The 17,435-nt window shown below is 44.0% G+C and carries 17 protein-coding genes, 1 riboswitch and 1 other annotated feature; of the genes, 11 read left to right on the forward strand and 6 right to left on the reverse strand.

The window, feature by feature from the left end; translation table 11 throughout:
- Nucleotides 1–164 precede the first annotated feature (164 nt).
- Both KIV41_RS07440 and KIV41_RS07445 read left to right on the forward strand, forming a co-directional pair.
- Nucleotides 165–434 carry a hypothetical protein gene (locus KIV41_RS07440; protein WP_010449173.1) on the forward strand — a complete coding sequence of 90 codons (270 nt, stop codon included), beginning with the start codon at nt 165–167 and terminating at the stop codon, nt 432–434.
- Between the two features lie 116 nt (nt 435–550).
- Nucleotides 551–1,855 (forward strand): inosine/guanosine kinase, encoded by a 1,305-nt coding sequence (locus KIV41_RS07445; RefSeq protein ID WP_010449171.1) that lies wholly within the window; start codon nt 551–553, stop codon nt 1,853–1,855.
- Between the two features lie 144 nt (nt 1,856–1,999).
- Here KIV41_RS07445 and KIV41_RS07450 read toward each other — a convergent pair whose 3' ends face one another.
- The gene (locus KIV41_RS07450) at nt 2,000–2,407 is read right to left on the reverse strand and encodes an H-NS family nucleoid-associated regulatory protein (protein WP_010449168.1); all 408 of its coding nucleotides are present in this window, start codon (nt 2,405–2,407) and stop codon (nt 2,000–2,002) included.
- Between the two features lie 603 nt (nt 2,408–3,010).
- A riboswitch (Lysine riboswitch) is annotated at nt 3,011–3,191 on the forward strand.
- 109 nt (nt 3,192–3,300) lie between these two features.
- Here KIV41_RS07450 and tet(35) point away from each other — a divergent pair.
- The gene (gene tet(35), locus KIV41_RS07455; protein WP_285335980.1) at nt 3,301–4,902 is read left to right on the forward strand and encodes a tetracycline efflux Na+/H+ antiporter family transporter Tet(35); all 1,602 of its coding nucleotides are present in this window, start codon (nt 3,301–3,303) and stop codon (nt 4,900–4,902) included.
- Nucleotides 4,903–5,191: 289 nt separating this feature from the next.
- On the opposite strand, the gene KIV41_RS07460 is transcribed toward tet(35), so the two are convergent.
- Nucleotides 5,192–6,145 (reverse strand): sigma-54-dependent Fis family transcriptional regulator, encoded by a 954-nt coding sequence (locus KIV41_RS07460; RefSeq protein ID WP_010449165.1) that lies wholly within the window; start codon nt 6,143–6,145, stop codon nt 5,192–5,194.
- A gap of 352 nt (nt 6,146–6,497) precedes the next feature.
- Nucleotides 6,498–6,636: a sequence feature (His leader region), on the forward strand.
- Nucleotides 6,637–6,689: 53 nt separating this feature from the next.
- Here KIV41_RS07460 and hisG point away from each other — a divergent pair.
- The 8 genes from hisG to hisIE all read left to right on the forward strand — a co-directional run bounded on the left by hisG (nt 6,690) and on the right by hisIE (nt 13,858).
- On the forward strand, nt 6,690–7,586 hold the full coding sequence (hisG, locus tag KIV41_RS07465) for an ATP phosphoribosyltransferase (RefSeq protein WP_252040864.1): 897 nt from the start codon (nt 6,690–6,692) through the stop codon (nt 7,584–7,586).
- A gap of 5 nt (nt 7,587–7,591) precedes the next feature.
- A complete protein-coding gene (gene hisD / locus KIV41_RS07470) occupies nt 7,592–8,884 on the forward strand; it encodes a histidinol dehydrogenase (RefSeq protein ID WP_285335981.1) in 1,293 nt (430 codons plus the stop codon).
- 12 nt (nt 8,885–8,896) lie between these two features.
- Nucleotides 8,897–9,937 carry a histidinol-phosphate transaminase gene (hisC, locus tag KIV41_RS07475; protein ID WP_088880578.1) on the forward strand — a complete coding sequence of 347 codons (1,041 nt, stop codon included), beginning with the start codon at nt 8,897–8,899 and terminating at the stop codon, nt 9,935–9,937.
- A 69-nt stretch (nt 9,938–10,006) separates the two neighbouring features.
- Nucleotides 10,007–11,080: a bifunctional histidinol-phosphatase/imidazoleglycerol-phosphate dehydratase HisB gene (gene hisB, locus KIV41_RS07480; RefSeq protein WP_010449156.1), complete on the forward strand. Its 1,074-nt coding sequence runs from the start codon at nt 10,007–10,009 to the stop codon at nt 11,078–11,080.
- Nucleotides 11,081–11,106: 26 nt separating this feature from the next.
- Nucleotides 11,107–11,721, forward strand: a complete 615-nt coding sequence (hisH, locus tag KIV41_RS07485; RefSeq protein WP_285335982.1) for an imidazole glycerol phosphate synthase subunit HisH — start codon at nt 11,107–11,109, stop codon at nt 11,719–11,721.
- Nucleotides 11,722–11,733: 12 nt separating this feature from the next.
- On the forward strand, nt 11,734–12,471 hold the full coding sequence (gene hisA, locus KIV41_RS07490) for a 1-(5-phosphoribosyl)-5-[(5-phosphoribosylamino)methylideneamino]imidazole-4-carboxamide isomerase (protein ID WP_285335991.1): 738 nt from the start codon (nt 11,734–11,736) through the stop codon (nt 12,469–12,471).
- Nucleotides 12,453–13,226, forward strand: a complete 774-nt coding sequence (hisF, locus tag KIV41_RS07495; RefSeq protein ID WP_004749837.1) for an imidazole glycerol phosphate synthase subunit HisF — start codon at nt 12,453–12,455, stop codon at nt 13,224–13,226. The genes hisA and hisF overlap by 19 nt, the downstream gene beginning before the upstream one ends.
- A complete protein-coding gene (hisIE, locus tag KIV41_RS07500) occupies nt 13,223–13,858 on the forward strand; it encodes a bifunctional phosphoribosyl-AMP cyclohydrolase/phosphoribosyl-ATP diphosphatase HisIE (RefSeq protein WP_285335992.1) in 636 nt (211 codons plus the stop codon). The genes hisF and hisIE overlap by 4 nt, the downstream gene beginning before the upstream one ends.
- A gap of 278 nt (nt 13,859–14,136) precedes the next feature.
- Here hisIE and KIV41_RS07505 read toward each other — a convergent pair whose 3' ends face one another.
- The 4 genes from KIV41_RS07505 to KIV41_RS07520 form a co-directional block, all read right to left on the reverse strand.
- Entirely contained in the window at nt 14,137–14,652 is a 516-nt protein-coding gene (locus KIV41_RS07505) for a YchJ family protein (protein WP_045394375.1), read from the reverse strand.
- A gap of 87 nt (nt 14,653–14,739) precedes the next feature.
- Nucleotides 14,740–15,954 (reverse strand): EAL and HDOD domain-containing protein, encoded by a 1,215-nt coding sequence (locus KIV41_RS07510; RefSeq protein ID WP_045394378.1) that lies wholly within the window; start codon nt 15,952–15,954, stop codon nt 14,740–14,742.
- Between the two features lie 109 nt (nt 15,955–16,063).
- Complete coding sequence (lpxH, locus tag KIV41_RS07515; protein ID WP_045394381.1) at nt 16,064–16,792, reverse strand: UDP-2,3-diacylglucosamine diphosphatase; 729 nt, start codon at nt 16,790–16,792, stop codon at nt 16,064–16,066.
- Between the two features lie 60 nt (nt 16,793–16,852).
- Complete coding sequence (locus KIV41_RS07520; RefSeq protein ID WP_010449136.1) at nt 16,853–17,347, reverse strand: peptidylprolyl isomerase; 495 nt, start codon at nt 17,345–17,347, stop codon at nt 16,853–16,855.
- Nucleotides 17,348–17,435 lie beyond the last annotated feature (88 nt).

Here is a 17,435-nt window from a genome sequence, read left to right on the forward strand (position 1 = left end):
GGACGCAGATTCTACCAGAATCCACAGGCCGGTGACAGATCCGAGATCGAAATCACACTTCGATTTGCTGCACTTTTCTCCAACAAAATCGCAAGTTGGTAATTTCATAAGTATAGAGATGGTATATATGGCATAGTTGGCAAAAATCCAAGAGGAAAAATCAAATGACCGAAGAAAACCAATTTATGCAAGAAGCTGAGTTGATTGAAATTGTCGAAAATCAACTCGAAGACAGCAACCCACTTAAAGTAAAAGAAACGCTCATGCGCCTAATGATGACAGGCACACCACGTGAAGACGCGATTGCAATGATGGCGTGTGCGATGTCGATTGAGATTTTTGACGTGATGAAAAATGAAGGGGAGTTCAACTTAAAGCGTTATAGCGAGCACCTGGAGCAATTACCTGATCTAAGCTTTATGGAAGGTGAATAAGTAGCCTGAAAGAAAAAAATAGACTGCAAACGTTTGCTATAATTGCTTTTATTGCTGCTTTTATAACAGCGGTATAGAATCCGTTCTCCTTTTCATCCCTTATTCAGACAAACAATATGAAATTTCCTGGACAACGCAAATCGAAGCATTATTTTCCTGTTCATGCTCGCGACCCTTTAGTGAGTCAAGCACAAGAAAGCAAGAAAATGACGCGTACTCACATTATCGGTATTGATCAGACGTTGGTAGATATCGAAGCTAAAGTTACCACGGATGTAATCGAAAAATATGGTTTGAGTAAGGGACACTCGCTGGTAATTGATGATGCAACGGCAGAAGCGCTTTACCAGCAGCTAAAAGAAGACAACCTAATTACGAATGAGTATGCGGGCGGTACGATCGGTAACACGCTACATAACTACTCTGTATTGGCAGATGACCGCTCTACACTTCTAGGCGTTATGAGCCAGGATATCAAAATCGGTAGCTACGGTTACCGCTACCTATGTAATACATCAAGCCGTATGGACTTAAACTACCTTCAAGGTGTTGAAGGTGCAATCGGTCGTTGTTTTGCTCTTATTACTGAAGACGGTGAACGTACTTTCGCAATCAGCGAAGGCCAAATGAACCAACTTCACCCAGACAATATTCCTGAGAAAATCTTCAAGAGTGCATCTGCTCTGGTTCTCACAGCGTACCTAGTTCGTTGTAAAGAAGGCGACCCAATGCCTGAAGCAACCATGCGCGCGATTGAATACGCGAAGAAACACGACGTACCAGTGGTATTAACACTAGGTACTAAATTCGTTATTCAAGATGATCCTACATTCTGGCAAGAATTTATTCGCGATAACGTATCGGTTGTGGCAATGAATGAAGATGAAGCAGAGGCACTTACTGGTGAATCTGATCCATTGGCTGCGTCTGATAAAACATTAGAATGGGCTGATCTTGTATTATGTACAGCGGGCCCTGTTGGATTGTTTATGGCGGGTTATACAGAAGATGATGCTAAGCGCGAAACTTCACTTCCATTGCTTCCTGGCTCGATCGCGGAATTTAACCGCTACGAATTTAGCCGTCCAGCGAAAAAGGATGCAAGTGTAAACCCAATTAAAGTTTATTCTCATATTTCTCCTTATATGGGTGGCCCTGAGAAAATTAAAAATACCAATGGTGCTGGTGATGCTGCGTTATCTGCAGTACTTCATGATATGGCCGCAAATAAGTACCACAAAGAAAATGTGCCAAACTCCAGCAAGCATGCGCATCAGTTTTTAACGTATTCTTCGTTTTCGCAAGTATGTAAATACGCGAACCGTGCAAGCTATGAAGTGCTAGTGCAGCATTCTCCTCGTCTATCTCGTGGACTGCCTGAGCGAGAAGACAGCCTAGAAGAGGCGTACTGGGAGCGTTAACCGTTCTTCACCATGACTTTATAAGGCGCATATTTTTATGCGCCTTTTTTGTCTGAGCTTTCTGAGTTTAGTGAAGAATACAAATGTGTAAGAGATAAAAAAGGCTCCTTAGAGGAGCCTTTTTAGTATGACTGTTGGTCGAGATTAGATTAGGAAATCATCTAGCGATTTACCGGCATCCAATTGCTCTTGAATTGCAGAAGGTGTACGGCCTTGGCCTGTCCAAGTTTTCTCTTCGCCAGTTGTATCTACATATTTGTATTTAGCTGGGCGTGGAGCGCGCTTAGACTTAGTTTTTGTTTTTGTTTCACCTGATAGTGCGCTAATTAGTGCATTAACGTCGATACCATCTTGGGCGATTTGTTCTGCAATTGCTGCTAGTTTTGCTTCTTGCTCTGCTTGTGCAGCGCGATCAGCTTCTTCAGCTTCTTTGCGTTCTTGAACTACGATAGTTAGTTTATCTAGTGCTTCTTCAAGTTGCTCTAGAGTTAGCTCACGTGAAAATGCGCGTAGGCTACGAATATTTAGAAGTGTTTTTGTCAGCTCAGACATAACTGTTCCTATTCTTTAAGTAGGGTGTTTGGTAATAATAATGCTAGTGATTAATTAAAACAAACAAAATAATAGAAATATTAAACTTTAATATTTAACGCCATCTTTCCGTGGTTGGCAAACAATAAATAATTTTTTCTATAAAAGTTCAATATTGGAGCGTACTGTTTAATATAAGTTCAAACTTATTTGGCCTAGTAAGCATTATTGGCTTTAATACTCAGCGGGAATCACTCTAATCATAAAGTTGTTAATCTATTCTTTAGGTGAAAGGCCGCTGTATGACCGATAGAATTTAAATATGCGATATGAGACTTACTCTTATTTGGGGAATTGCTCCTTTTCGAATATTATGAGCTTAAATGCACAGTGCTAAAGGTAGAGTGTTTACGTCAGCTTCTATTTATTTAATTAATGTGATTGCAGTTGCGTAATCCATGTTTCAGTTACATTTCATTTATAAATCATTGTGACGATTATTTATCGATTTAATTTAGTTTGATGTGTTGCATTGGTGGTCCTCATGAGTACAATGGCAAATACCTGATGCAATATTGCAGACAATATGTTGTTAATTTGTACGATTAATGGTTGATTGTTTGTTGTTGCCGTAGAGGCGCAGTCTCGAAGAGTAGCTATTATTGGGGTGATGCCAATGAATAATAGTGGAAGGCGAAGATTGCCGAAGTAAGTGGCCTATCGAAACCACTTGCTGGGGTTGTATCCGAAAGGAGCAACACTGCCATAGTATATAAACATTAAACTATGGAGCGCTACTGTAGGGTTGGGTGGAGTGTTCGCTTCCCTGTCGCTAAGTTCAACATGAGCACGTACCGTATGCTACGTGACTTGTCTGCAGTAGATCTCTAGCCAAACTTTGGTTTTTGAAGATCATGAATTTAATAGATTTTGCACATTCTCCTGTTTCGTTATTACCGCCTATTGTTGCATTGACACTGGCGATTCTAACTCGACGCGTATTAGTTTCTCTTGGTGTAGGTATCGTACTTGGTGCGATTCTGCTTAATGATTGGTCTATTGGTAATACAGTAGGCTATGTGAGTACTCAAGTTTCTTCTGTCTTTATTGAAGACGGTGGTATTAACACTTGGAATATGAGTATTGTTGGCTTCCTAATTCTTCTAGGTATGACAACAGCGTTATTGACACTGTCCGGTGGTACGCGCGCTTTTGCAGAATGGGCGCAAACACGAGTAAAAAGTAAACGTGGTTCTAAACTTCTTGCTGCCTTCTTAGGCGTATTCATTTTTGTCGACGATTACTTTAACAGCCTTGCAGTAGGTGCGATCTCTCGTCCGGTAACTGATCGTTTTTACGTATCTCGCGCTAAGCTTGCGTACATCCTAGATTCAACGGCTGCACCAATGTGTGTGATCATGCCAGCTTCTAGCTGGGGTGCGTACATTATTACGATTATCGGTGGTATCTTGGTGTCACACGGTATCACGGAGTACTCAGCGCTTGGTGCTTATGTACGCCTTATCCCAATGAACTTCTACGCTGTCTTTGCGCTACTAATGGTATTTGCAGTTGCGTGGTTTGGTCTTGATATTGGCAAGATGCGTGACCATGAAATCGCAGCATCTCAAGGCCGTGGTTTTGACAAAGATAAAGAAAACGATACTCAAGAAGCTCACGAGCTTAACGAAGAGCTAGATATCCGTGAAAGCGAGAAGGGCAAAGTTTCTGACCTAGTGCTTCCAATCGTAACGCTTATCGTTGCTACTATCGCATCTATGCTTTACACCGGTGGTCAAGCACTAGCTGCGGACGGTAAAGAGTTTGCTCTTCTAGGTGCGTTTGAGAACACCGATGTTGGTATGTCTTTAATCTACGGTAGCTTGCTTGGTCTGGCTGTAGCACTGTTTACTGTGTTTAAACAAGGCATTCCAATGGCAGAGATTGTTCGCACACTTTGGATTGGTGCTAAATCGATGTTTGGTGCGATCCTAATTCTTGTATTCGCATGGACTATCGGCTCTGTTATCGGTGACATGAAGACGGGTTCTTACCTATCGACAATGGCGCAAGGTAACATTAACCCTCATTGGCTGCCGGTTATCCTATTCTTGCTTTCTGGTCTAATGGCATTCTCAACAGGTACTTCATGGGGTACGTTCGGGATAATGCTTCCAATCGCGGGTGATATGGCTGGTGCAACAGACGTAGCACTAATGCTACCAATGTTAAGTGCTGTTCTGGCTGGTGCTGTATTCGGTGACCACTGTTCACCTATCTCAGATACCACAATTCTGTCATCGACTGGCGCACGTTGTAACCACATTGATCACGTATCAACGCAGTTGCCTTATGCGCTTTCGGTAGCACTTGTTTCATGTGTGGGCTTTATTGTTCTGGGTATGACAGCGTCTATTGCGTTCTCGTTTATTGCAGCATCAATTACGTTTGTGATTGTATGTGCAGTACTATCTTGGATCTCTAAGTCTAAAATGGCGTCATGCCAAAACGCTTAGCGCATTGAATGTAGCTTATTAAAAGAGGAAGCTCCGCCGAGGTCAGGCGGAGCTTTTTTTTAACGCGATATATAGGTGAGGGGGGCTATCGCGTTTTTGGGGTAACAGTTAGAGAAAAGTAGTGCTGTAAAATACACCTCAACTTACTTAAACAATATTGGTTATTAAGCAAGGGCTATGCCGGATTTAAGTCTTTGATTTTATTATAGCTAGAATGGCAGTTATCTTGGCTTTTTGCTAAGTAACTGAAAGTGTGGATTACGTGTGTTACACAGTGTTACGTTACACTTTATACGTGTAAGTTATATTTCTTGATGAGACGATATAAGGTGGTTCTGGAAATACCAAGTTGCCTTGCAGCAGCGCTCATATTATGTTTGTTATCTTCAATAGCTTGAAGCAGGAACTCTAAGTCAATTTGTTCGCTATTAGGCAGGATTTCTCTATCTTTGCTATTTAATCCCAGATCAGCTTCTAAGATTGTGCCATCTTCACTCATTACAATAGCTCGCTGAATGACATTTCTCAGTTCGCGTACATTACCTGGCCATGAATGCGCCATTAATTTATCTTCAGCTTTTTTTGATATCTCGAATTCTTCTCCATTTTGCAGCTGATTTAAAAAATGCTGTGCTAATAACAAAATGTCATGACCACGACGTCTGACAGGAGGTACGGAGAGCGGAAGGATGTTTAGACGATAAAAGAGATCCTCTCGAAAGTTCCCCCTTACCACTTCACTTTTTAAATCCACGTGGCTAGCAGCGATAATACGACAATCAACGTTTAAGCATTTGTCCCCACCTAACTTTTGAATTTGCTTACTTTCCAAAAAGTGCAATAAATGTATTTGCGAATCAGGTGGCATATCGCCTATTTCGTCTAGAAAAAGCGTTCCCTTATTTGCTCTTTCGACAAATCCAGTGCGATCATGGATTGCGCCAGTGAAGGCGCCTTTCGTGTGTCCGAACAGCTCCGAAGCTACAAGACCTGAAGGTATAGCCCCGCAGTTGACCGAGACAAAAGGGTGTTCATGTCGTGACGAAAGTTCGTGAATTATGTGCGCACAGAGTCCTTTACCGACGCCTGTCTCGCCGTGAATCAGCACCTCAGCATCGCTTTTGGCGTATTTAGCGATGTTGGTGCGTAACTCGTTAATGCATGAGCTTTCTCCGATCAAAAGCTGAAGTTGTGGATGCTGGTCAGCAGTGGTCTGCTTAACTCCCACTTTGCGAATTTTCATTAATATTATTTCTTCCGATGCCCCATAAGAAGGATAGTCAGGATTAGCTGTCTCAGGGATGATTCGCGCTCTCAAATATGAGAATGACATGTGGTTCTCAGTGTTCAACCTAACAGATTCACTTTTTGCGAAATGGGTTTACATGGTTTCACCAAGTTAAACATCTACAACGCGATTTGATGTGAGGTTAAGATTGAGCTAACTTTAATTTGTTTAAAAACAATTGGTTAAGTGGTGTTTTGCTAAAAGTTTAATTTTTGTGTTGAAAAACATCAGAAGCTTAGTTAGTGTGGTTGTTAACGAAGCAATTCAATCGAGTTTAAATAAGTATGCGTAATTTTGTAATGAACATTCATCACCATCATCACCCAGCCTAGTCTTTCGGGAGATGTACGCATACCCGGGAGATAGGAAACTCCCGGAGGTGAAAATCAAAGTGAAAACAGATTTCAAACCCTCGGGAGACCAACATCTCTCGAGGGTTTTTTAGTTTTACTGGTTTATAAAATATTCAAATTACCAAATTTTGCACAGGGATAAAGCAATGCAAACACAACGCTTAAGAATCGCAATTCAGAAAAAAGGCCGCCTAAGCAAAGAGAGCCAAGCTCTACTGAAAAAGTGTGGCGTGAAATTCAACGTAATGGGTGAGCGTCTAGTCGTTCACTCAGAGAACATGCCAATTGATTTGCTTTTGGTTCGTGATGACGACATCCCTGGTCTGATTATGGATGGCGTAGTAGACCTTGGCTTTATCGGTGAAAATGAACTGGAAGAAGTTCGTCTAGATCGTAAAGCGTTGGGTGAACCGTATGAATTTGTTCAACTTCGTCGTCTTGATTTCGGTGGCTGCCGTTTATCTATCGCAATCGACAAAGACGAAGAGTACAACGGTCCTCAAGACCTCGCTGGCAAACGTATCGCTACGACATACCCACAACTGCTAAAAGCTTACATGGATGAAGCGGGTGTTCCTTTCTCTGCATGTATGCTGACAGGCTCTGTAGAAGTTGCCCCTCGCGCGGGCCTTGCTGATGCCATCGCTGACTTGGTTTCTACAGGTGCAACGCTAGAGGCTAACGGTCTTAAAGAAGCTGAAATTATCTTCAAATCAAAAGCGACACTGATTCAACGCACTGGTGAGTTTGACGCAGACAAAGTGGCGCTAATCGAAAAGCTGTTAACTCGTATGCAAGGCGTACAGCAAGCGAAAGAGTCTAAGTACATCATGCTACATGCACCAGCTGAGAAGCTAGACCAAATCAAAACACTACTGCCAGGTGCGGAAGATCCAACGGTATTACCTCTATCTGCTGACAAGCAAAAAGTTGCGGTTCACTTGGTAAGTACTGAAAACCTGTTCTGGGAAACCATGGAACAGCTAAAAGAACTGGGTGCGAGCTCAATTCTAGTACTACCAATTGAAAAAATGATGGAGTAACCGCAATGAGAACAGTCGTATGGCAATCGCTAAGTGAAACGCAGCAAGACTCAATTCTAGAACGTCCTGCAATTACAGAAGGTGCGAATATCACCGCCGCGGTTTCTGAAGTAATCGCAAAAGTTCGCAAAGAAGGTGATGCTGCATTATTGGAGCTGACTGAGAAGTTCGACCGTGTGAAACCGGAATCCATCCGTGTTTCCGCTCAAGAAATCGATGAAGCGTCAGCGCGTCTTTCTGAAAAAATGAAGAACGCACTGGAGCAAGCGTATGAAAACATTGCTAAGTTTCACAAAGCGCAAAAGCCACAGCCAATCAAAGTAGAAACTCAACCGGGTGTACTTTGTGAGCAGGTAACGCGCCCAATTCAAAAAGTGGGTTTGTACATTCCCGGTGGCAGTGCGCCATTGCCATCGACTGTTTTGATGCTTGGGGTTCCTGCAAAAATTGCAGGCTGTCGTAAAGTAGTGCTTTGTTCTCCACCGCCAATTGCTGACGAAATCCTCTATGTAGCAAAACTGTGTGGTATTGATGAAGTGTACAACGTTGGCGGTGGTCAAGCTGTCGCTGCGATGGCTTACGGTACAGAGACAGTATCCAAAGTCGATAAGATATTTGGCCCGGGCAACGCCTATGTGACAGAAGCAAAACGTCAGGTAAGTAATGATTTCCGTGGCGCAGCGATTGATATGCCAGCAGGCCCATCAGAAGTGTTAGTGATTGCCGATGAAACCGCAGACCCAGACTTCATTGCTGCAGATCTTCTAAGCCAAGCGGAGCACGGCCCTGACTCTCAAGTGGTACTTGTGACACCTTCACCTGTGATTGCGGATCAAGTGACGGATGCGGTTCAACGCCAACTTAAAGAACTGTCGCGTGCGGATATTGCCGAGCAAGCATTAGCTTCAAGCTTGATTATTATCGCCGAGTCTCTGACTCAATCGGTTTCAATTTCAAATTACTACGGTCCTGAGCACTTAATTGTTCAGACTAAGAACCCACGCGAGCTTCTGCCTCTATTAGACAACGCAGGTTCTATTTTCCTCGGTGATTGGTCGCCTGAATCAGCAGGTGATTACGCATCTGGTACTAACCACGTTCTTCCTACTTACGGTTACACACGTACTTATTCAAGCTTAGGCTTGGCGGACTTCTCTAAGCGTATGACGATTCAAGAGCTGTCTGCTGATGGTCTAAAGAACCTTGCCCCTACAGTAGTCACAATGGCTGAAGCGGAAGGCTTAGATGCACACAAACGTGCAGTGACTATCCGCGTAGAAAAATTGGCAGCAAAGTAAGAGGGCAATGAGATGGAAAAGCTAGCGCGTAAACAAGTCCAACAACTTACCCCTTATTTATCGGCTCGCCGAATTGGTGGTACCGGTGACGTATGGCTAAATGCCAACGAATCACCATTTAACAATGAATACAAAACAGACTTTGCTCGTCTTAATCGTTACAGCGAATGCCAACCGAAAGAACTGATTTCCGCTTACGCAGCGTATGCGGGTGTGAAACCAGAACAAACGCTGACTTCTCGCGGTGCAGATGAAGGCATTGAACTACTGATTCGTGCTTTCTGTGAGCCGGGTGAAGATGCGATTCTTTACTGTCCACCAACTTACGGTATGTATGCCATCAGCGCAGAAACCATTGGTGTCGAGCGAAAAACCGTGCCACTAACGTCAGATTGGCAACTAGACCTTGCAGGTATCGAAGCTAATCTGGATAACGTGAAACTGGTTTTTGTATGTTCGCCAAACAACCCAACGGGTAACTTAGTTAAGCGTGAAGATATTGTCTCTCTGCTTGAGATGACAAAAGACCGTGCAATCGTGGTGATGGATGAAGCGTACATTGATTTTTGCCCTGAAGCATCAACGGTAGATTTACTGGCGCAATACCCGAATCTCGCAATTCTGCGCACTCTGTCGAAAGCTTTTGCGCTTGCAGGTCTGCGTTGTGGATTTACGCTTGCGAACGAAGAGCTGATTAATGTACTTCTTAAAGTTATCGCACCATATCCAGTACCGGTGCCAGTAGCAGAAATTGCCACTCAAGCGCTTTCTGAAGCAGGCCTAGCGCGAGCGAAGTTCCAAGTTCTCGACTTGAACGCGAACCGTGCTTACTTACAGGTGGGTTTGTCGATGATTCCGGGTCTGGAGGTTTTTGAAGGATGGGGTAACTACCTATTGGTGAAATTCCCAGATGGTGATGGGCTTTTCAAAGCCGCTTGGGAGACGGGTATTATTCTGCGTAACTCGCCAATCGAAAACTGTGTACGTATCAGTGTAGGGAACCGTGACGAGTGCGAAAAAACACTTGGATTTATTAGAAACTACTACTCATAAGTAGAGAAAAAATTTATCGCTCTCGCTCAATAGTGGGAGCGCCAAAAGAATAGCAATAAGGAAGTTCGAGTGAGCAAACAACAAAAAATCCTTTTTATCGACCGTGATGGCACCTTAATTGTTGAGCCGCCAGTTGATTTTCAAGTAGACCGTTTAGATAAGCTAAAACTAGAGCCATTTGTTATCCCAAGCCTGTTGTCGTTACAGGATGCAGGATACCGCCTAGTGATGGTAACTAACCAAGATGGTTTGGGTACCGACAGCTACCCACAAGCAGACTTTGATGCTCCACACAACATGATGATGGAGATCTTTGAATCTCAAGGTGTAAAGTTTGATGACGTGCTGATTTGTCCTCACTTCGATGAAGATAACTGCTCTTGCCGTAAGCCTAAACTAGGCTTGGTAAAAGAGTATCTTCAAGGTGGCAAAGTTGATTTCCAAAACTCTGTTGTGATTGGCGATCGTCAAACCGATCTTCAACTTGCAGAAAACATGGCAATTCGTGGCATTCAATACAACCCAGAAACCATGGGTTGGAAACAGATCTTGAAAGATCTAACGGTGAAGGCACGCGTTGCTGAAGTGATTCGTACTACGAAAGAAACAGACATCAAAGTTGCGGTGAACCTTGATGAACAAGGCAGCAATGACATCTCTACTGGTCTTGGCTTCTTCGACCACATGCTGGATCAAATCGCGACACACGGCGGATTCCAGATGGTGTGCAAAGTAGAAGGTGACCTGCACATTGATGATCACCACACGGTAGAAGATACCGCTCTTGCTTTGGGTCAGGCGTTGAAAGAAGCACTGGGTGACAAACGTGGTATTGGTCGCTTTGGTTTCAGCCTGCCAATGGATGAGTGCTTGGCACAATGTGCACTGGACCTATCTGGTCGTCCTTACCTTAAGTTCGACGCGCAGTTTAGCCGTGAGCAAGTGGGTGACCTTTCAACAGAGATGGTGGTTCACTTCTTCCGTTCTCTGACTGACACCCTAGCGTGTACGCTGCACCTTTCTTCTGCGGGCAACAATGATCACCACATCATTGAGAGCCTATTTAAAGCGTTTGGTCGCACTCTGCGCCAAGCAATCAAAGTAGAAGGCACCGAGCTACCGAGTAGTAAAGGCGTACTTTAAGGCTAACGTTAGCAAGGAGAAAAACAGTGACAGAACAGAAAGTTGTCATTATCGATACTGGCTGTGCCAACGTCTCTTCGGTGAAGTTTGCTATTGAACGCCTAGGTTATGACGTAACGATTTCAAAAGATCCACAAGTTGTATTGGCGGCTGACAAGCTATTCCTACCGGGCGTGGGAACCGCCAGTGAAGCGATGAAAAACCTAGAAGAGCGTGACCTAATCAGCTTGGTAAAACAGGTAGAGAAGCCGCTACTAGGTATCTGTTTAGGCATGCAACTGTTGGGCAAAGTGTCTCAAGAAAAAGGCCAGAAAGCAGATGAGTTAGTCGAGTGTCTTGGACTTTGTGATGGTGAAGTGAAGTTGCTACAGACTGGCGACTTACCGCTGCCGCATATGGGCTGGAACACGGTGTCTGCAACAGCAGGTAATCCACTGTTCAAAGATATTGAAGAAGGTGAGTACTTCTACTTCGTGCACAGCTTTGCAATGCCAGTTGGGGATTACACAATTGCTGAATGTGAATACGGCAACCCGTTCACAGCCGCAGTACAAAGTGGCAACTACTACGGTGTGCAGTTCCACCCTGAGCGTTCTTCAAAAGCGGGCGCGAAGCTTATTCAAAACTTCTTAGAATTATAAAAGGGATTTAGTGTGATTATTCCAGCTCTTGATTTAATTGAAGGACAGGTGGTTCGCCTTTATCAAGGTGATTACGGCCAAGTAACCGAGTACAAAGTCGACCCAGCAGAGCAGTTCAACTTGTACCATCAAGCTGGTGCAAACTGGCTACACTTAGTGGATTTGACTGGCGCGAAAGACACAACAGCGCGCCAGCTTGACTTGATTGCAAAGCTACTAGCAAGCACGCCAGCGAACATCCAAATCGGTGGTGGTGTGCGTACAGAGCAAGACGTGATTGATCTGTTAGAAGCCGGTGCGCAGCGTGTTGTCGTCGGTTCTACAGCGGTAAAACAGCCAGAGCTTGTGAAAGGTTGGGTGGAAAAATACGGCGCAGAGAAAATCGTTCTCGCGCTAGATATCAACATCGACCAAGACGGTACGCGTAAAGTGGCGATCTCTGGTTGGCAAGAAGATTCAGGCGTGACCATCGAAGCTTTGATCAACGATTATCTGACGGTAGGTCTACAGCATGTGCTTTGCACGGACATTTCTCGTGACGGTACGCTAGAAGGCTCAAACGTTGAGCTTTACGTCGACCTATGTAAACAGTACCCACAAGTGCAGTTCCAGTCTTCAGGTGGCATCGGCTCATTAGCGGATATCGAAGCGCTAAAAGGCAGCGGTGTTGCTGGTGTGATTGTTGGTCGTGCGCTGTTAGATGGTAAGTTCACAGCAGAGGAGGCGTTTGCATGTTGGCAAAGCGAATAATTCCATGTCTTGATGTTCGTGATGGACAAGTGGTGAAGGGCGTTCAGTTCCGCAACCACGAAATCATTGGCGACATCGTTCCTCTGGCGCAGCGTTATGCAGAAGAAGGCGCTGATGAGCTTGTGTTCTACGATATTACCGCTTCAAGTGATGGTCGTGTCGTCGATAAAAGCTGGGTCGCTCGTGTTGCAGAGGTGATTGATATTCCTTTCTGTGTCGCTGGTGGTATTAAATCAGCAGAAGACGCAGCACGCATTCTTGAGTTTGGTGCAGACAAGGTGTCTATCAACTCACCTGCACTGGCGAACCCTCAGTTGATTACTGACCTTGCTGATAAATTTGGTGTGCAATGTATCGTCGTTGGTATCGATTCATACTACGACAAAGAGACAGGCAAGTATCAGGTTTACCAGTTTACTGGTGATGAAGAACGCACCAAAGCGACCCAATGGGAAACCCGTGATTGGGTGCAAGAAGTACAAAAACGCGGCGCCGGTGAAATCGTACTTAACATGATGAACCAAGATGGTGTCCGTAACGGCTACGACATCGAACAACTGAATATGGTGCGCGAAGTATGTAATGTACCGCTGATTGCATCGGGTGGCGCGGGTGCTATGGAGCACTTCGCAGAAGCCTACCAAAAAGCCAATGTGGATGGAGCGCTTGCTGCATCGGTATTCCACAAACAAGTCATCAACATTGGTGAATTAAAGCAGTATTTGAAACAACAAGGCATTGAGGTACGACTATGAGTGTAAAAACCGCCGAAGTAAGTTCGCTAGCCGAGCGAATCAACTGGGAAAAGGTGGATGGTCTGGTACCTGCCATCGTACAAGATTTCCAATCAAGCCAAGTGCTGATGATGGGTTATATGAACCAAGATGCGTTGGCAAAAACGGGCGAAACGGGTCAAGTGACGTTTTTCTCTCGTACCAAGCAGCGTCTTTGGACGAAAGGTGAAACCTCTGGCAACGTATTGCAACTAGTGAACATGCAGCTAGATTGCGACAACGATACGCTACTCGTGAAAGTGAATCCCATTGGTCCTACGTGTCACTTGGGTAACACAACTTGCTGGGATGTGGACCCTCAAGAGGAGTCACAAATGGTGTGGCTTCATCAACTTGAGCAGCTATTGGCTGCCCGCAAGAGTGCCGACCCCGATTCCTCTTATACTGCCAGTCTTTATGCCCGTGGCACCAAGCGTATTTCGCAAAAAGTGGGCGAAGAAGGCGTTGAAGTCGCGCTTGCGGCGGCGTCGGGCGATAAGGCGGAGTTAGTGTGTGAATCGGCAGACTTGATTTATCACTTAATGGTATTGCTTCAAGACCAAGGCCTATCGATGAATGACGTAGTGAATAAACTGAAAGAGCGTCATAAATAAACCTGCTATAGATAAATGAAAGCCCCTATGCTCTCGAGCCTAGGGGCTTTTTTACTTTAGTGTTCTTGATTCGAGGGAACCCCCGGCAACAGTGCTAGTAGCGATTAGACCTGAATCACACTCGTTCCTCGCTGTTTAGAATGACGGTATATTTTCTAATGGTGCTTGCAGTAGAGTTAGTTACGTCAAACAGGTACATTAATTCACGTGATTCCGAAGAGCCTAAGCGAGGTCAAGAATCCAATTAAATCGAACGTAATGAGCTAGGTATGGATGCTTTACCCACAACACTTCTTAAACTTCTTACCGCTTCCACAGATACACGGGTCGTTGCGACCTACTTTTAGGCTACTTACTGGCTGGTTTAAGCGTGGATCTTGTTCTGGTTCTTCTTCTGGCTCTTCTTCAGGAAATGTGCCGTCAATGTAGTACCAAAGCCCATCTTCTTTCACGAAACGAGAACGTTCTGTCATACAGTAGCGTTTGCCGTCCTCATCAAAGTAAGCGTTGAATTCAACAAAACCTTCATTCTCACTGCTACCCGCTTCAGCTTTTACTACCTCAAGCTTGCACCAATCGCTATCGATCGACTGGGCAATGCCTTCGCGTTGCTCTTCTGCATTACAGCTTGGGTGATAAGTGTTTACCACGTAATCCACTAAACCTAGTACATGTGCACAGTAACGAGAGCGCATCAGTTGCTCTGGTGTGGTGACGTCTGCATGGTTGTTGTGGGCAATTTCACAACACTGTTGGTAGGTGCGGTTAGAGCCGCAAGGGCAAGAAGAAGCCATAAAATGAAATCTCGATTAATTAAGCGGTAAAAACAAACAACCTCACATAAGTGAGGTTGCAGGTATTCTTTGGGGCATTATAGCGGTTTAGGGCGTTTGAGACAGCAGTTCTTGAGCCCAGGCAGTTGATTGATTGAACGCTTTTGCCAGTTGAGGTTCTGTTAGTTTAAGTGCCTGACAGTATTTTTCAGTGGTTTCCCAATCGGCTTTTTCATACGAGATGATCATTGACAACAGGTAACCTAGAACGCCCTTTTTGCTAGTTAATGCCGTTTTGATTTCTTCATCAACAGGAATGTCTTCAATCACATCAGCGAGAGGCTGGTCTAATAACGAGTCCAGCAATGAAAACATACCGGTTAGGAATGCTTGGCCGGGATCGTACTTAGTGTTCATTTGGCTCAGTAGTATCTCACACATGCGCGCGCGTTGAATGGCTAATGAGTATAGGGAATCTGGTTTGTCTTCATGTACAGAAGCGATGGCGACGAGTGATATAAACCGTCTTAAACGATCTTCCCCTAAATATACCAAGGCTTGTCTAAAGGATTTCAACTTTGTCGTCAGTGTGTAGCCTGAGTTTACATAAGTCATTAGCTTATAAGACAAGGTTACATCGATAGAAAACAGTCGCTCGACTTCATTGAAATCAATTGGCTTATCAGCAATCTCTTTACACAGTTGAATGACGGTTAAAAAGGCAGGATTTAAGCGCTTTTTTTGAATCATTTCAGGTTTGCTAAAAAAGTAACCTTGGAAGTAATTGAATCCAGCATCTAGGGCTTGTTCAAATTCTTCATAGGTTTCTACTTTTTCTGCAAGAAATTCAATATCTAGATGACTTAGCGCACGAATAAATATCGACGCTTTTTCAATGGGTACGACCCTGATATCAAACTTAATTATCGAAATAAAAGGCAAGAAGCGCTTCCAAGCTTTCGTTGGCACAAAGTCATCTAATGCCACTCGATACCCAGAAGAATGCAAGTGTTTTATCGCATTGAGCAGTTCATCGCTTGGCTCACAATCTTCCAGAACCTCAACAACTAAAGATTCTTTTGGAAAAAGAGTCGGAACAAGGTTCACTAGGCTTTGATAAGGGAAATTTACGAAGCCAAGCTTGTCGCCCAAAGTACTGTAGTGAGTTGATAAGAAATGATCCGACAGTAAACGACTAGTGGCCAGCTCAGGCTCTACTTCTGGAAAGGTATTTTTTGGCCCATCGCGGAAGAGAAGTTCATAACCGATAGTTTTCTTTTCTCTATCAAGAATAGGCTGACGAGCTACATACGAATACTTCAATGCGGTACTTTATTCTGTTAAATCTATTAGTAATGATAATAACGAGTTTTCACAAAAGATCTATGGGCTATACGTCAATCTTAAACATCCAAATGATACATTGGTGAAATTACGTTCGAAAAGGTCGATTGTGAAGGTGAAAATCTTCAGAATCTACTTGTAAAACTGAGCCTTGTGTATACCAATCACCTAAGACAATACGAGTAGTTTTAACACCATTTAGCTCAAAAATATGTGTATTTGGGCGGTGTGTGTGACCATGAATCATTAGGTTGACGCAGTTTTGAGACATGACACGCTCAACTTCTCCTTGGTTAACGTCCATGATGTCGAGAGACTTGGTTTTTTTGTCGTCTCGAATATCAGACTGAACTTTGGCGACAATTCTTTTTTTAACGAACCAAGGAATACGATTAAATAGCCATTGAAGCCAAGGCTTATGAACGGTTTTCCTGAACTCTTGATATTTCTCGTCGTCGATGCAAAGTGTATCGCCATGCAAGATCACGGCCTTTTGACCATAAAGATCAATAGTGCAGACATCATCGAGCAATGTCATGCCAGTTTCTTTGCAAAAGCGTTTACCTAGTAAAAAATCTCGGTTGCCTTGGATGAAGAAAACAGGGACACCAAAATCCGTCAGTGCTTTAAACTCGGCACGGATTTGGTCTGCAAAAGGGGTGTTATCATCGTCACCAATCCAGAACTCAAATAAATCACCAAGCACGTAAAGTGCATCGGCATGAGTCGCTTCTGTACGCATAAACGTGACAAAGCACTCCGTGATATCCGGACGAGAAGGGGTAAGGTGGAGATCAGATATAAATAATGTCGTCATAGAAATAAGGGGAGGCGACGCCTCCCCACAAACTTATCTCTTGATAGCAATTCTATAGAATTACTCTTCGATTGTAGTACCAGTGATCAGTACGTCTTCTAGAGGTACGTCTTGGTGCATGCCGTAAGAACCAGTGCTAACGCCTTTGATCTTATTTACGATGTCCATGCCTTCGATTACTTCACCGAATACACAGTAACCCCAACCATCTAGGCTTTCGCTACGGAAATCTAGGAACGTGTTGTTGTTTACGTTGATGAAGAACTGAGAGCTTGCTGAATGCGGCTCCATAGTACGTGCCATAGCAAGTGTACCTACTTTGTTGCTAAGACCGTTGTTTGCTTCGTTCTTGATTGGTGCACGTGATGCTTTCTCACGTAGACCAGACTCCATACCACCGCCTTGGATCATGAAGCCGTCAATAACACGGTGGAAAAGAGTGTTGTCGTAGAAACCGTCGCGGCAGTACTGAAGGAAGTTTGCGCTTGTTTCTGGCGCTTTCTCTTCGTTTAGTTGAATCTTGATGTCACCAAAATTAGTGTGAAGGGTGATCATGCTACTTTCCTTTACTGTGTTGTATTGAAACTGCGATTCTAGCCTAAGTTATTACGCTTTAAAAACTCAGGAAGAACAAATTAATAGT

Source organism: Vibrio sp. D401a (genome assembly GCF_030248515.1).
Taxonomy (GTDB): domain Bacteria; phylum Pseudomonadota; class Gammaproteobacteria; order Enterobacterales; family Vibrionaceae; genus Vibrio; species Vibrio rotiferianus.